The organism is Allobosea sp. 10N428 (genome assembly GCF_056394545.1).
In genome coordinates, this window is record NZ_JBFTIC010000011.1 from 68,194 (window position 1) to 83,957 (window position 15,764).

The window sequence follows — 15,764 nt, forward strand, 5'->3', positions numbered from 1 at the left end:
CACTGCAGCGGCCGGCGTGCTGCCATGGCTTGTCGGGAGATGGCCAGAGGGCATGACTCTCGGGCTTGCGTGATTGCGACGGTTCACACGGCGCGGCTGAATTGCCTCTGCGCCTGATCGAGATGGGCGTCGAAGACCGAAGCGACCTTGCGGACCAGCAAGCGCGCCTCCTCCGGCAGGAGCACGCGCCTGCCATCGAAGACGACGAGACCTTCATGAGCCAGCTGGTCTAGCTTGCGTCGTGCGGGCGCGAGTATCCGCGCATCGACAGGGTGCTGGGCGCAGATCGAATCGATGTCGACAGTGAGGTCGCACATTATCCGCTCGATCAGTTCGGCCCGGAGGCGATCCTCGGGCGTCAAGCGATAACCCCTGCGGGTGGGCAGGACGCCGTCGGCGATGCGTTCCGCATAACGGCCGATGACAACTTCGTTCTGAACGAAACCTTGCGGCAGCTTACCGATCGCGGAGGCGCCAAGTCCGATCAGCGCCTCGCAGGGGTCGGTCGTGTAACCTTGGAAGTTTCGATGGAGCCGACCCTGCGACAGCGCGTGTGCCATCGGGTCCTCGGGGAGGGCGAAATGATCGAGCCCGATTCGGACGTAGCCCGCCTCGGTAAGCAGGCGTGCCATGAGTTCGGCCTGCTCGTGCCGGGCCTTGCCGTCCGGCAGGTCCACCGTCGCGATACGGCGCTGGTGCTTTTTGAATTCCGGCACATGTGCATAGCCAAAGATCGAGAAGCGGTCGGGCCGCATCGGCAGGCACTGCTCGACAGTGTCGAGGCAGGATTGCAGCGTCTGCTTCGGCAGTCCGTAAATCAGGTCGAAGCTGACTGCCGCGATCCCGGCGTTGCGCAGGCCGGCTGTCACAGCGGCCGTCTGCTCGACACTCTGGATGCGATTGATAGCCTTCTGCACCACAGGGTCGAAGCTCTGCACGCCCAGGCTCGCACGATTGACCCCAGCCGCGGCAAGGGCTGCCGTCATTGACGGTTCGAGCCGACGCGGATCGATTTCAACCGCGATCTCTGCGTGCGGATGAATTTGGAAACGCTGCCGTAACAGTGCGACGAGCGCGACGAAATCCGCCGGTTCGAGGATGGTCGGGGTGCCGCCGCCGAAGTGGACATGCCGCACGTCGGGCGGCGCGGAAAGCGCCTCTGCCACCAGCGCGATCTCGCCGCGCAGAGTTGCGAGATAGTCGACGATCGGCCCGTCGCGCAACGCGACCGTCGTGTGACAGCCGCAGTACCAGCACATCGAGCGGCAGAAGGGGACGTGCAGATACAGGGACGTCGGCGTGCCCTGCGCCAGGGCGCTAAGCCAGCTCGTGTAGTGAGCCTCGCCCATCTCGTGGAATTGAGGAGCGGTTGGGTAGCTCGTGTAACGAGGAAGACGCTCGTCCGCATACGCTAAGGCGTTCATATCTGATCGAGCCAACACTCTTGGGATTGGATCCCGCGCCCGTTCAAAGGCAGCGTTATTGCGACCACCGCCACAACGTGATCGTGACGGCGTTGGCCGGAACGGCAGAACCTACTTTGCTGCCACTGTCAGGGTGGCCAGCTTATCGAACAGGCCCGCGAACACCTGTTTCGCCTTGCCGGGATGGGTCGCAGCTTTGGCCTGGTCGAGATTCGGTGCATCGCCGACAACGACCATAGCGACCATGCCCATCCCATAATGGGGTTTGCACTTGTAGCCATAGACGCCGGGCTTGTCGAAGGTGACGGCGACTTCTTCGCTGATCTTGCCCACGACAGCCTGCGCCCCTTCGGGCAGCATCGCCTCGATCGTCTCGACATTGTGGCCCTTGTCGGACGGCATAAAGCGGACGGTGTCGCCGGGCGCGATTTTGACGACGGCAGGCTCGAACACCATCACGCCTTCCGCGCCCTTATTGAGCATTTTGATCTGGACTTCGGCCGCTTGGGCCATCCCTGCCACTCCAAGTCCCGCCACGAGGGCGCCAAGCATAATGATTTTGCGCATTATAGTTCTCCTGTTTCGGTGAAAAACCGCGAGCCGCACCGAGCTCTTGGGGAGCGTGATACGCCTGGTCTCCAGGAGGCAGTTTGATTTTGCGCAAAGAAGAACGCGGTCGGCCGACGGATCAGCGGTTGCTTTTCGTCTGGCCGCTTGCGATTGGAACGGGCCTTCTCCGACCAGGCTCAGCCACGCGTGTAGCAAGGGCGCGCAGCGTGCGAAATTTTGGATTCGTTGGGTCTCCAGCTTGGAACCTGCGGCAGCGATCGAAGGTTACCCAGCCTTCAGGAGGACTTCCATGAACGGGCGGACGATCCTGTGCGTCGATGACGAACTGCTGATTGCGCTCGACGTCGAAGACGCGTTGACCGAGGCAGGCTTCCTCGTCATCAGCGCACATTCGGCGGTGGAGGCTATCGCCCAGCTGGAGCAACGTGGGAAATCGGCCTCTTGCTGACGGATGTTCGCATGCCAGGTCAAACTGGCTGGGCGTTGGCCAGGCGCGCGCGTGAGCTTCAGCCTGAGATCGCGGTGATCTATATGACGGGCGACAGCGCACACGAATGGACCCAGCAGGGTGTTCCTGAAAGCGTGCTGATCAGCAAACCCTTCAGGCATGCGCAACTGGTGATGGCAATCGACAACTTTTTTAGCGCCCAAGCGACGATTGTCGATACAAAGGCCTGACACGGCCGTCTGTACGACGAGCGCCCTGGTCGCCCGTTCCCGCGTAGATATGGAGCGGCGTGAGTAAGAGCGTCCGTTCAATCGAGCCGCTCGACCTGATTTCGCTCGAACAATTCTTGCCTCGGCGAGCGCGCTAGCTCTCAGCCAGGACAACGCTCGCCCCCAGCAGCGGTTGCACGCATCAGCTCAAGAACTGTCGGTCGATAAATGGGGTGAGGTGTGGCTTCCGATCGGGGTTCACCAGGTAACAATCGCCTGCCTGGCGAAGCTGACGCGCGTTCTTCCGGGCTTCAGCATCTCTGGAAGCCATCGATCCTTGGAACGCTGATTGAAGTGCCACGTTCGGACCAGTGGCGGGGGCCAACCTTCGGAGGCTGACATGAGAGCCCTTTGCTGGCACGGGAAGAGCGACATTCGCTGCGAGACCGTCCCAGATCCGCAAATCCAGGATCCCGGTGATGTCGTCATCAAGGTCACATCCTGCGCCATCTGCGGCTCTGACCTGCATGTCTATGACGGCTATACGCCAACGATGGAATCCGGCGACGTCCTAGGCCACGAGACTATGGGCGAGGTCGTCGAGGTCGGCAGCGGCGTTCGCAACCTCAGGATAGGCGACCGGGTGGTCGTTCCCTTCAATATCGCGTGCGGCGACTGCTTCTTCTGTCGAAAGCAACTCTTTTCCCTGTGCGATCGGTCCAATCCGAACGCGGATCAAGCCAGGAAGGCGATGGGGCAATCGCCGTCAGGCCTCTTCGGCTACTCGCACATGCTCGGCGGGTTTCCGGGTGGACAGGCCGAGTATCTGCGAGTGCCCTATGCCGATGTGGGGCCCATCAAAATCCCCGCAGGCATACCGGACGAGCAGGTCCTATTTCTTTCAGACATTTTCCCAACTGGATATATGGCCGCAGAGAACGCCGATATCGAGGAGGGCGATACCGTAGCCGTCTGGGGCTGCGGCCCCGTCGGTCAGTTTGCGATCCAGTCGGCATGGATGTTCGGGGCTGGCCGGGTCATCGCAATCGACAACGTACCTGAGCGCTTGGCCCTTGCGGCATCGGTGGGACGGGCAGAGACGGTCAACTTCGACGACGTGACGGTTTACGACAGGCTCATGGAGATGACGGGTGGCCGCGGCCCGGATCGCTGCATCGAGGCGGTCGGCGCCGAAGCCCATGGCAGCGGCGCCTTCGATGCCGTCGTCGATAAAATCAAGGCGGCGACTTACCTCGCGACAGATCGCCCGCACGCACTTAGAGAAGCGATAATGTGCTGCCGGAAGGGCGGTACGATTTCGATGCCGGGCGTCTATTTCGGCTTCCTCGATAAAATTCCGATGGGCGCCTTCATGAACAAGGGTCTCACCCTGAAGACCGGGCAGACGCATACGCATCGATACCTGGCGCCCCTACTGGAGAAGGTCACCTCCGGCGAGATCGATCCGTCCTTCGTGATCACGCACCGCGCCGGACTCGAGGACGGGCCGGGTCTCTACAAGACGTTCCGAGATAAGGAGGATGGTTGCATCAAGGTCGTTCTCACTCCGTGAAGCAGGAGGGTCCCATGGGAAAGGCAATCGGAACGGATTCGAACTCGCCGAGATAGCGGCGAAGGACGGATATGATCTGATTATCGCAGCCTGCCCAGGGATGAGGGCCAGCGATCGGCCGTCGCGCCGAATACGCTCGGCCGGGAGTTCCATGCCGAGCGTCCGAACCCGCGCTGGATGGGCATGGCCCTAGCCGAATTGCCATAAATAATTACCGCTTCTAATTTTGGTTTGCTTTTATGGCAGTCGGCCTCATGTCATGAATAGGTACCAATGCCCAAAATGGTGACTTTTCATGACAAGCCGCATCGCGTCCATATTGGCTGAGCGGCTCTGCATCGGCATCCATGAAAGCAACACGAGGAGCTATGGGGCATGACCAAGAAGGCGCAGTGCCTGCTTGGGCCGCTGGCCCTCTCTCAGACAAAGGCGGCCGGCATCGGTTCTGAAAAAAGGCCGGCGTCCCAGAGGGAGCCGGCCAAGGGGAAGCCTAGGCAATAAGCCAAAAGCCTCGAGGGGAACGGATGCAACCGGATACCGGCGGGAGGGTGCCGGAGCGGTCAGCGAACCGAACACCCGATATGGAGTGCGCGGCCGCAGTCGCAATCCGCTATTTGGATGACCGGCCCATGCAATGAGGCGGGCCGAGTGGGTAGTGCTGTCACAAACCTATGGGCGGTGAGCTGCAACGAAAGCCGATTTCTCGCAATCGCAACCTTGGTTGGATTGCCCTGAAACTCAGACCCGAGCCACTTTGCGGCAACAGGGGAACGAACAAAGTGAGCTGGCAGCGCTCCAACAGATGAGCGCGCCAGCCTTAACTTCCGGCCTGTCGGCTATCGTCCGGAACGCCGCGATAGCATCCTGCCGCTAAACGCCCACCATACCCGAACGCCTGCGGTATCACCCTGGCACAAGCGATTATCCGGCGCCAATGCAGCAACAAGCTCAGTCAAGGATGCTGGCACCCTCTGCCGAAAGGGCGGCCCAGTCCCTCTTGCATGTCCCATTCAACGCAGGTTGTCGACAACCGGCATTTCCAACGATTGCGATTACGGGATGGTCTGGAGCTCAGGCCTCAAAGTTAGCATCGTCAGTGCGCGCGTGAGCCGACAACAGGTACCTCATCCAATCGCGTTGTGTAACGCGGCGAGCGCTTGTCGAATTTGGTGACCCACGCCTTGCGCTGACGGGCAATGCCTGCAGCCGCGGGGAATACAGCGCCTCTGCCGTGCCTCGCATTGCAGGCGTCCAGCGCGGCCATGAGGCGTCCAGACTTATCGCGATCGAGCGAGCCTATCAGCGCGCGCTGCGACATCTCCAGCGAAACCAGGTCCGTGGTCATGAGACCGGCCTTAGCGTAGCGATATCCGGGCTTCCAGATCCGTCGCGCTCCCCATTTAGCTGCGCGGACCAGGACCAGCGTGTCGTTGCTGGCTTCGGGGAAATCCACGGTTGTCGATACCGATCGCGCCGAGCCGCCGTCGAAAGGAGACGTGTGGTAGAAAACCGTGACATGATCGGTGGCAAGGCCGTGATGACGCAGCTTTTCGCCGAGACGGGTTGCATGTGAGGCGATTGCCTCCTGCATCATCTCCAGGTTATCGACGCGGCCAGCGAAAGAGCGTGTCACGGCGCAGCCTTTGCGGGTTGGCGCGACCGCCTCCAGGTCAATGCACGGGTGACCGCGCAACTCCTGGATGATCCTCTCGCCGGCGACGGTCAGTGTCTGGCGGGCGAGCTTCGGATCGAGGGCGGCGACGTCAGCCGCGGTCTTGCAACCGAAAGCCTTGAGCTTGGCTTGGCTGGCGGCACCAATTCCCCAAACATCGTCGAGCGACATGAGCCGAAGCCACTCCCGGCGAGCCTCCGCGCTGGTCAGGTCGCAGACCCCGCCGAGCTGAGGCGTACCTTTGGCGATCTTGTTTGCAAGCTTGGCCAGCGTCTTTGTCGGACCGATGCCGACGCAGGTCGGGACGCCGGTCCAGGTCGAAACGGTTGAGCGGAGATCCTTGCCCCAATCGGCGCGGCGTTCGGGTTCGACAAGCCCGGTATCCAGGAAGCTCTCGTCGATCGAGTAGATCTCGATGTCCGAAGCGAACCGCTGGTAGACCGTGTTCATCCGGCGGCTCATATCGCCGTAGAGGGTGTAGTTCGAGGAGAAGACGACAACGCCCTCGCGCTTCACCAAGTCGCGGATCATGAACATCGGCGCGCCTATTCGGATGCCGAGCGCCTTGGCCTCGCTGGTGCGTGCGACCGCGCAGCCATCGTTGTAAGACAGCACGATGACCGGCCGGCCCTTGAGCTTGGGATCGAACACGCGCTCGCAGGAGCAATAGAAGCTGTTTCCGTCGATAAGGGCGAAGCTCGCGGTCATCGCCGGAAGCGCCGCACGCTGTTGGTTATGACGCCGAAGATCTCGATGTCGGCGTCCGGTCCAGGATCATATTCGGGATAGCGACAGTTGCCGAACGCGAGCCATGATCGGCCCCCGACGAGGCGAAAAATCTTGACCGAGCGCTCGCCGTTCACGTCGACCACGACCGGGTCGCCGTCGCGAGGTCGCAGGCTGCGATCGACCGTGATCAGACTGCCGTCAAAGATACCAGCGTCGATCGCGCTGTCGCCGGCGACTGTCATGATGAAGGTCGCCGGCGCGTTCTTGATCAGGGCGCGCGACAGATCGATAGGGGCGTCCAGATAGTCGTCGGCCGGGGAGGGGAAGCCGGCGCGAACGGGCTTCCGAAAGACAGGGAGAAAAGCAGGAGGGCCGACGACGGCCGGATGAGCGAGCATGATGGCGTTCTCGAAAAAGAGAACATAAGAAGAACACTAGCCACCCGATTCCTGTCAACGTGGAATCTCCACAGCGGCCACGAAATCCGACCGGAGGACGGCATTCGAGGTGGGATTCATACCTGTGTCGGTAGCAGGTAGCGGGTACCGAAGCTTGTTACCATTTTGCATTTTGAGAGGGTAAAAAGCCCGCCGTTCGAGGAACGGCGGGCCTCTGACATCTGTCAGGACTAGGCGGATCCGGCCATCGCCGGGAAACTGACAATGCCCTCCTGTCGGTTGCGACCGGTACATCCGCGGCAACGCATCCAACCGGAGAGCAGGCAGGTGCCATATGACACCGCGCGGACAACGAGATAGTGACGGCTTTGGTTCCTGCAAGGCGGCAGGAAATCTAAGGCCGTCTCCTGCGAGGACTCTCGGTCGTTGGATTTGAGCTGCAGGCGGCTAGGCCCGGCCTGATGCCGAGCCAGATTACACGTCCGGCATTGAGAGGGGCGTTCAACAGCTGCGCGAGAGAGGATGATGGGTTGAGAGGCATGGGTCCGACGCCAGCTGTCCTAGCGCGCTGAGAGACGCTGGAAGATATCTCGGGCAACGCCAACCACGCGCTCCCGCAACTCAGGGCGCGTTGCGAGCATCCATCCAGCCGCGCCTGCCAGTGTCAACCTGATCATCGTCTTGTCCTTCGATTGGAGCATCGGGCGTCGTCGTTGTGTCTCAAACGAACTTCCGCGGGATCGGTTCTCAGGCCACCGCCTGTCGCGACGAAACCGCCATTGAAACCTGTCCGATTTCGGGAACCTGTCATTGACCAGACTGTTCGATGACTAAGGCCTGGGGGCAGATTGGCCGAAGGCGCGACGCGCCACGGTCTATTTCCAGGGATTGTTCGATGTCCTCCAAAGAGCCCATGATCCATGAAGACGGTCTACCAGGCCACGAGTCTGCGCTGACGCCGAAGCCGGAATGGGAGCCCCGTTATCCCGGGAGCGGCCGCCTGGGCGGGAAAGTCGCGCTTATCACCGGGGCAGATAGTGGCATCGGTCGCGCTGTTGCCGCGCTTTACGCGCGCGAAGGCGCGGACGTCGCCATTGTTTACCTAAGCGAGCACGACGATGCCAAAGAGACGGTGAGCATCGTCGAGCGGGAAGGGCGTCGTGCTATCGCTATCGCAGGAGATGTCGGCGACAAGGCATTCTGCGCCGATGCCGTCGCCCGGACGGTCCAAAAGTTTGGGAAGATCGATATCCTCGTCAACAACGCTGGCGAGCAACATCCGGATAAAGACATTACGGACATCACCGAAGAGCAGCTTCGCAGGACGTTTCAAACTAACATCTTTGGCATGTTTTTCATGACGCAAGCCGCGCGGCCGCACCTCCGAAGTGGCGCCGTTATCGTCAACTGCACGTCCGTGACGAGCTACCAGGGTTCCAGCGAGCTGCTCGACTACAGCTCGACAAAAGGCGCGATCACCGCATTCACGCGGGCCCTTTCCGAGAATCTGATCGAGCAGGGAATACGTGTAAATGCCGTGGCGCCCGGCCCGATCTGGACGCCGCTTAACCCGATGGGCGGAGCAAGCCCCGAGAAGCTCAAGCACTTTGGTGAGAGCACACCGATGAAGCGGCCCGGGCAGCCGAACGAGGTCGCGCCTAGCTTTCTGTTCCTGGCATGTGAGGATTCCAGCTACATGTCCGGCCAGGTGCTTCACCCGAACGGCGGAACGGTTGTGAACGGGTAGGGAGCGGAACGGGACGAGTTTCAATCACCGATCAAGCTAAGACGAAGGAATGCCTCGCTGGACCGGGCGATTTACCCGCCGGACACGCGACGCCGGGGAGAAGCGCAGCTCGGCGCATGGCCGCCACCTCTGCGAGTAATGAGCGACACCGCACGCAGCCGGCAGTCAGCTGCGCTTTTGATGATAGGTAGCGGGTAACGATACCTATTGCCCATTACCAGCGACAAACCTATTGCAGTCGTGGGTACGCAACGAGCTTGGTTTTGAAAAGCTAGATAGCGGCAGCGCGGCCGGGGCAGGTTCTGCGTTGTTCGCTCACCCACCTCATGAAAAGCGGTGAGCCGTATACGCACGATTAACGAAATCGGCCTACCGTTGAGATGTGTCGCAATTGCCTTTCCGGGCATTTTCCGCGTCCCCTCCCAAAATTGCCGGCGTTCCCTTGGAAATCCAAACCCTGGATATCCTCGTCGCACTCTTCGCGACTCGACGCTCCGCTTGCAGCCGGCCTTCTCAAGGGTCTCCCATGAAAAAGACCGAGAATTCAGTCGACTCGCCAATACTTGACTTGCTCCGAATCCTCGCGGCTAACGAGGCACGGCGGCTGATACACGAGGCTATCAAGCCATTCAATAAACCAATCCACCAAGTATTTTGTGATGACATCGAAGTGGTGGAGGCAAAAAAGTACGGAAAAAAGACAAGTCAATAGCTTGTATTACTTTTTTGCGTTTCTAAATGGGCTGCACCGGAGCGGGGCGTGGATCCTTAACCGAGCTGTTAGTTGCCATTTGCGCGGGAGTTGCCGTTGAGTCTTCAGACAAAGTACACCATGCCGCCTGACCGCTTCGAGCGCTTTATAAGAGCGCTAGAGGGTGCGGATGAGCAGCGGCGCGCCAGGGTGCTGGCGCACTTGTCGCGCCCCCGCAACGTAAAGTCCGAGCCGCATCGCTTCGCGATCTACTGCCGCGATATGAGCGGCTGCTACGAACGGCAGTATGAGCGCTATGAAACCTGCTCGGCATTCATATCGTCGCGCTTTCGCGAGGCGGAAGTCGAGGCATTCGTGGATCACGGCATGCCGGGCGAAGCCCTGCTAGAGCTCGGGCGTCGCGTTGTCGACTGTCGGTTCGATGCGATCGTCGTTACTCATCTCGATCAGATTTCGACCTACCGACCTCAGCTCATCGGTGTTTTGGCTCGAATTTACTCCCGGCGTGTGCGGCTCTACCTCGCACGCACTGGTGTCGAGCACCTGGAGACGGAGGAGATCAGGAAGTTTTACGAAACGGACTGGGGGCTTGAGCACGGCCCTGAGCATGTTCTCAGCGACTGGTGGGGCGCGCACGTTTAGCGCGACCTTGTCCTTTCGGGGGGGGGGGGGCGTCCCCCGAGCTCCTCTTAACTCTCGCGAATTCGGTTTCAGCGCTCGACAGTCGCTCTCGCGGCGCGAGTGATTGATGACGCTTGCTTCAAAGGATGCACCATGCCGGCCGACAACCTATTCGATGCAGCCAGCCGCGGCGCCACTTCGGCCCACTTCTCGGCACGCTTTCTTGAACAGGCGGAAAGGCGAGCAGCGCTGGGCCCGCAACTTCTCGTCGTTGAAGATGAGGTCGCGGTATACTGCCGTCGATCTAAGGAGAAGGGTAATTATTCCATCCCTCGACAGATGGAGCGTGGCGCGGAATATTCTGGGCGTCGTCTAAAGAAAGACCCCAAATACTATTATGAAGACGAGGGTTACACTGGAGAGACGGACGATCGTCCCGGGTTTATAAGTATGATGACCGACGTGAGCCGGGGTCTCATCAAGTACATAATTATGGAAGATTTCGATCGGTTCGGTCGAAATTTTGGGGTTGTTGGCAAGCCGTGGGAGTTAATCAAAGAGCTTCAGATTGAGGTTTACTCGATATTTCAGGATAAGCTGCTTGATGACTCGGATGTTGCGTTGTTGACCTTAGCGGCCACGAAGCACCAGCAGTCCTTGAAAAGTAGGTCGAAAGACGGTGTAAACCAAGCCTTTGAGGACGGCAAAGTCGTTTCGGCTCTGCCTTGGGGATTTGTTCGCGACCCATACAAAAAAGGTGTGTATGTCGTCGATGAAACACTTCGAGACGCAATTGTTTGGATGTTTAAAGCGCGCTCGCTAGGAATGAGCGTCCCTAATATTGCGAGGGAACTTCCTAGTAAGACGGAAAATCCCGGTCGGCTACCCAAGAGCAATGGAGCTATTGCCAGCGCACTGAAGAAATCTATTTACAAAGGAGTATATGTATTCCGCAAAACCGAATCTCGCCTTAAGCTTGGTAAAAAAACAAGGCGTGTCCGATACCCCTCCGAGTGGCAAACAAAATTTCTGCCGAAACTTCAAATTGTCGGCGACGAAGTTTGGGAGGCGGCAGGAGCAAGTTTCAAGGGGCGAAATAAACGAGCCGCCGGATTTCGATTTCTGAGTTGCAAGATCCGCTGCGAGCTCTGTGGCCAGAGCTTCCACATGGTATCTCGCAACGATAATGAAAAGGAACCCGTCTCTTATGGCTGGTGTGATTACGAGAATCGCCAGCGCAAAGATGGCAGTACGCCCGTATGCAAAGCGCGTATGGTTAGTTTCAATGCGGCAAACAAGGTCGTTCTCGACGCGATCCGCGAAGTGTTGGCGGTTGATGGCATGGAGGAGGAGTATGAGTCGCTTCTCAACCAGGAGATGGACCGTCAGCGAGATGCAATAACGAAGCGCGAAACGTATCTCAAACGACGAGTGGGCGAGTTAAAAATTGAAGTACTGGAATGGGTGGCAAAATTAAACGGTGTAAGCGGCGTCGCGCGGGAACTGATCGATGAAGAGATCGCCGAGAAATCGGATGAATGGAATAAGGCGCGATCTGAGCTAAGGGGCCTGCCTCGACTTGCCGATCGGATTGTCATTGAGGCTACGCGACGGGCATCACTTTTTGAGGTATTCGATCGCGTAACAAAAAACATCGACCTCCACGACCGTGACTTGACGGCAAATGAGATAGCGGAGAGAGCTGTTTTTCGTCATCTTGTCGACGAAGTGTCTATCTCGCCTATTGTAGGTACTCGTTCGGTCAAGGCCGTGGTGAAACTGAGTTTGGCGTCTATTCTTGGAGTTGAGCTACCTGCAGGATTGGCGATCTTGCCGACCGTCGAATCGACTTACTATCTTCACAACCATCGCAACCAGAGCAAGGAGGAGGTCCTAACGGCTTACGAGGCAAAATCGCATGAGCTTAGTGACGAAGAGTGGACGGCGACGGAAGAGAGGTTTGGATCCCGTCTCGGCGCTCTTAAAAATGCTCACGAGTACGGCTCACGAAAGCTCGTTAATCTACTCGTCTTTGCCGCTTCGATGTCAATCCGCCGGAAGGATCTTTCTAGTTTTGGCGTCGAGAATACTATTAGGGGATTTAAGTTGATGAGGCAGTCTTACAATTCCGGGCTGTGGGACGATCTCAGGGCATTCCTTGAAGAAATGTCGCCTCACCGGCGAAGAACCTTCAATCCCGCTTACCCCGCTGTTTTCTTGACCTGGTATTGACGTAAGCGCCGCCCATCTGGGCGGCGCATCTCTATTAACTGGGGTAGCGGTACGGGCAAAAGGGATCACGCCAACGGCTGCTGTGGCGCTGGGACGTTCCGCTGGCCTGTTCGGGTTCGATTGCGATGCGCCTATCGACGAGCGCTTCAGCGCCGCCAAGTCTCATCGCGTAGGCATTGGCACCAGACGGCAGTGCCTGGGTTCTTGAATATATAAGGGGGGGAAGAACGCACTAATCCTCGCCCAAACAACACTACCCGCTACCAACGCCGAGGAAAGAGATCCAGCCTGAGGGGCCGGAATGTCCCTTGAAGGGCGTTGGATCCCTAAATTTCGATGCACAATCACATCCCTCGGGAGGAGGACATGCCGTTTTCGTCCTTGAGCGACCCGGCCGACATCGCTCGGGCTTATGCCGTGCTGGACGCGATTTGGAATGAGATCCGAGAGCGGATTCCCGAAGCCCGCCTCGACGGCGAAAAGCGAAGAGTTGCGCATCTGGTTGCGGAGCTCGCGCCCATGGCCTTGGACGAAGAGGACCTCAAGCGAAACGTCCTGCTCCACCTCCGACAGTCAGCAGCGGCGTCACGCGCAAAGTCGCTGCCGTGATCAGGTCCACAAAGCGGGCTTCTTTGCACTCTTAAGGAGCTACGAAATCGAAATCTCGCAAGAAAACGGTTAAGGGCCGACGTTCTTCTGATTGCTGTTGGCGGCGGGCCCGGCCGGAGCATGGAGTCCGTTCCCACCCGCTACGCTGCCCGCGGCCCTTGCTTTCTCTTCGACATACCGAAGCCGTGTGGCGGCAACGTTGGGAAGATCTCTTTCCGCTAGCCACGCGAGAAACTCTTCGGGCTTTATAGTCACGATCTGTAAGGCTCGCCCACGCGATAGCCATGCATGGATGACCGCGAGTGCTCTCGCATGCCACAGGTCATAATCTCGCGGAACGACGTCATGATCGCCAGCCAGTTCCCAGAGGCGATCAAAGTCCTCTCGCTCATACCAAGGTAGAGCGCCGGTATAGCTCTCAACTGTCGGTTTCATATCCCCCGCTTCCTCCTCGCAAAGGGCGCCAAGAAGGTGCGAAACCGCCTGTGGGGACTACGCTTCACGGTGAGTTAGGAGTCAACCGCAGCGACGAATCCATTCTGGATTCAAGGTCTGGCGATGGGGTGAAGCGGGCCACACTTGCCGGTTTGGCGGCTCCACCACCTGGGGGCAGCGGAAGAGATTTATCCTTGCAAATCCGGAATGTAACTCCATAATTGCAAGGATGATCGATCGTAGAATGGCTGGCAACCTCGCCACGCTCCTCGACGAAAGCCCCGCCGTTGCCCTGCTCGGCCCGCGACAGGTCGGCAAGACAACGCTTGCCCTTGAGATCGGGGAGCGGCGTCCCTCGCTGTACCTGGATCTCGAATCCGACGGGGACCGCGCCAAGCTCTCTGAGCCAGAATTATACCTCGCCGGTCACGAAGATAAGCTCGTCATCCTTGATGAGGTCCAGAGAATGCCGGACCTGTTCCGGAACCTTCGCGGCCTGATCGACCGAGGCCGGCGCAAGGGACTGCGCGCTGGCCGTTTCCTTCTTCTCGGGTCAGCGTCGATTGAGTTGCTGAAGCAGTCCGGCGAGACGCTTGCGGGGCGCATCGCCTATACGGAGCTCGGTCCGATCGACGCGCTGGAAGTCCCCCCTGCCGATCTCGATCGCCTGTGGGTCCGCGGCGGATTTCCCGACAGCTTCCTCGCCGCCAACGATCGGGCAAGCCTGCGCTGGAGACAGGACTTCATCCGCACCTATCTGGAGCGCGACATTCCGATGCTGGGTCCGCGCATCGCTGCCGAAACGCTGCGGCGCTTCTGGACAATGCTCGCGCACCGTCAGTCAGGCCTGCTGAACGCGGCCGAGCTAGCCCGCGCCCTCGGCATCGACGGCAAGACCGTGGCATCATATCTTGATCTGCTGGTGGACTTGCTGCTCGTTCGCCGCTTGGAGCCGTGGCACTCCAATGCAGGTAAGCGGCTCGTAAAGTCGCCCCGCGTCTACGTTCGCGACTGCGGCATCGTCCATGCCCTGCTTGGCATTACCGCGCTCGACGACTTGCTAGCCCATCCCGTCGCCGGCGCGAGCTGGGAAGGCATGGTGATCGAGACCGCCCACGCGGCCATGCCGAAGGGTACGCAGGCAAGCTTTTATCGTAGCGGCGCCGGGGCCGAGGTCGATCTGGTTCTGACGCTGCCAGCGGGGGAACGCTGGGCCATAGAGGTCAAGCGCAGCCTCGCGCCCAAGGTCGAGCGTGGCTTCCATCATGCCTGCGAGGACCTGCGACCACAGCGGCGCATAGTTGTCTATCCTGGAGCGGAACGTTTTCCTTTGGCCGACGGCATCGATGCCCTGCCCCTGCCAGAGTTCGGTCGCGACCTTCTCTCGCACGGCTCCTAGAGCCGCGCCGGCTGTCGTATCGCGGCCAGGCGGTAGGAATCAGACTCTGTCGCCCGATTCAACGTCGCACGCTTCACAACGCTCGATCAGGTGACATCGCGCGGACAATCGGGAGCCATTGCGTCCAAGTTGATTGGGGAAATTGGCAAGCCAACGCCATCAATCGAGCTACGACTTAGGCGCCGAGATCCTCGTATGCACTCGCTGAAAGCGCGCGTCCCTGCATAGACTGCCGGCTGCTCGCGAAGCACGCCGCCGCGTCCGGACTAACGATCGAGCGTCTTTCTTACCGAGACAGCTCACTCCGACAGTCAGCAGCTGTCCTATAAATTCTGGCACGAGCCGTGCCGTAAGCATCCAGCTCTTGCATCGCCCCCGCGCGAAAATCTTAATCTGTCTCAGCTTGCTTGACCGCAACTTGACCAGGGAATGAATGGGATGAACGAACGGAGCGACGCTGATCGCATTTTTCAGATCGAGGCCTCATTCACGCAGTTGATTGCGGATCTGCTGGAGCGTGAAGGYCATCAAATTCGGCGGGCCGAAGAGCCGCTGGAGCCGGATCTTGTGGTTAAATTGGACGGACGCCCCACTGTTGTAGAAGTCAAAGTCCACCGCGCGCCTGGCATCGTGAGACACAACATCGCGGATGCTTATTATCAGATTGGCCGCATGATGAAGCGTGTCGGCGCGCAGGATGCTGTCCTCGTCATTACTCTGTCAGCGGAGATCCTGACGCGCGTTCCTGCTTGGCTGCAGGTCTGGGGGGTAAAGGAAATCGCCTCACGGTTGGCTCCGCATCTCGATCTTACGACAAGGTTTTTTGATCTGATGCAGGCGCTGCTGACCTGAGACCCTTTTCTCCTCCGGTCTGAGAGAGAGTCCTGAGTTTCGTTTCTGGCCTCATGCGGCCTGTTTTTCCAGCGTGGATTTGAGGGCGAACTCGGCGGGCGTGATGTTGCCGAGGGCCGAGTGGGGTCTGTGGC

The 15,764-nt window shown here is 59.3% G+C and carries 13 protein-coding genes; 9 read left to right on the top strand and 4 right to left on the bottom strand.

Annotated elements, in window-relative coordinates; genetic code table 11:
* Positions 1-83 precede the first annotated feature (83 nt).
* The gene (hemN, locus tag AC1DDA_RS24435) at positions 84-1,424 is read right to left on the bottom strand and encodes an oxygen-independent coproporphyrinogen III oxidase (RefSeq protein WP_476797771.1); all 1,341 of its coding nucleotides are present in this window, start codon (positions 1,422-1,424) and stop codon (positions 84-86) included.
* Positions 1,425-1,535: 111 nt separating this feature from the next.
* Positions 1,536-1,991: a pseudoazurin gene (locus tag AC1DDA_RS24440; RefSeq protein ID WP_476797758.1), complete on the bottom strand. Its 456-nt coding sequence runs from the start codon at positions 1,989-1,991 to the stop codon at positions 1,536-1,538.
* 292 nt (positions 1,992-2,283) lie between these two features.
* Between AC1DDA_RS24440 and AC1DDA_RS24445 the strand changes: the two genes are divergently transcribed.
* From AC1DDA_RS24445 to AC1DDA_RS24455, 3 genes are all read left to right on the top strand, one after another.
* Positions 2,284-2,442: a hypothetical protein gene (locus AC1DDA_RS24445; protein ID WP_476797759.1), complete on the top strand. Its 159-nt coding sequence runs from the start codon at positions 2,284-2,286 to the stop codon at positions 2,440-2,442.
* Entirely contained in the window at positions 2,436-2,672 is a 237-nt protein-coding gene (locus tag AC1DDA_RS24450) for a response regulator (protein WP_476797760.1), read from the top strand. The genes AC1DDA_RS24445 and AC1DDA_RS24450 overlap by 7 nt, the downstream gene beginning before the upstream one ends.
* A 379-nt stretch (positions 2,673-3,051) precedes the next feature.
* Positions 3,052-4,224: a zinc-dependent alcohol dehydrogenase gene (locus AC1DDA_RS24455; protein ID WP_476797761.1), complete on the top strand. Its 1,173-nt coding sequence runs from the start codon at positions 3,052-3,054 to the stop codon at positions 4,222-4,224.
* Between the two features lie 1,093 nt (positions 4,225-5,317).
* On the opposite strand, the gene AC1DDA_RS24460 is transcribed toward AC1DDA_RS24455, so the two are convergent.
* Positions 5,318-6,604: a Y-family DNA polymerase gene (locus tag AC1DDA_RS24460; protein ID WP_476797762.1), complete on the bottom strand. Its 1,287-nt coding sequence runs from the start codon at positions 6,602-6,604 to the stop codon at positions 5,318-5,320.
* Positions 6,601-7,023 carry a LexA family protein gene (locus AC1DDA_RS24465; RefSeq protein ID WP_476797763.1) on the bottom strand — a complete coding sequence of 141 codons (423 nt, stop codon included), beginning with the start codon at positions 7,021-7,023 and terminating at the stop codon, positions 6,601-6,603. Before AC1DDA_RS24465 ends, AC1DDA_RS24460 begins: the two co-directional genes overlap by 4 nt.
* A gap of 895 nt (positions 7,024-7,918) precedes the next feature.
* Here AC1DDA_RS24465 and AC1DDA_RS24470 point away from each other — a divergent pair.
* The 6 genes from AC1DDA_RS24470 (at position 7,919) to AC1DDA_RS24495 (ending at position 15,630) form a co-directional block, all read left to right on the top strand.
* Complete coding sequence (locus AC1DDA_RS24470; protein WP_476797764.1) at positions 7,919-8,770, top strand: SDR family oxidoreductase; 852 nt, start codon at positions 7,919-7,921, stop codon at positions 8,768-8,770.
* Between the two features lie 808 nt (positions 8,771-9,578).
* On the top strand, positions 9,579-10,124 hold the full coding sequence (locus tag AC1DDA_RS24475; protein WP_476797765.1) for a hypothetical protein: 546 nt from the start codon (positions 9,579-9,581) through the stop codon (positions 10,122-10,124).
* A gap of 132 nt (positions 10,125-10,256) precedes the next feature.
* Positions 10,257-12,335, top strand: coding sequence for a recombinase family protein (locus tag AC1DDA_RS24480; protein WP_476797766.1), 2,079 nt, complete (start codon positions 10,257-10,259; stop codon positions 12,333-12,335).
* A gap of 366 nt (positions 12,336-12,701) precedes the next feature.
* Positions 12,702-12,944 carry a hypothetical protein gene (locus AC1DDA_RS24485; protein ID WP_476797767.1) on the top strand — a complete coding sequence of 81 codons (243 nt, stop codon included), beginning with the start codon at positions 12,702-12,704 and terminating at the stop codon, positions 12,942-12,944.
* Between the two features lie 664 nt (positions 12,945-13,608).
* Entirely contained in the window at positions 13,609-14,778 is a 1,170-nt protein-coding gene (locus tag AC1DDA_RS24490) for an ATP-binding protein (RefSeq protein ID WP_476797768.1), read from the top strand.
* A 438-nt stretch (positions 14,779-15,216) separates the two neighbouring features.
* Positions 15,217-15,630, top strand: a complete 414-nt coding sequence (locus AC1DDA_RS24495) for a PD-(D/E)XK nuclease family protein (RefSeq protein ID WP_476797769.1) — start codon at positions 15,217-15,219, stop codon at positions 15,628-15,630.
* Positions 15,631-15,764 lie beyond the last annotated feature (134 nt).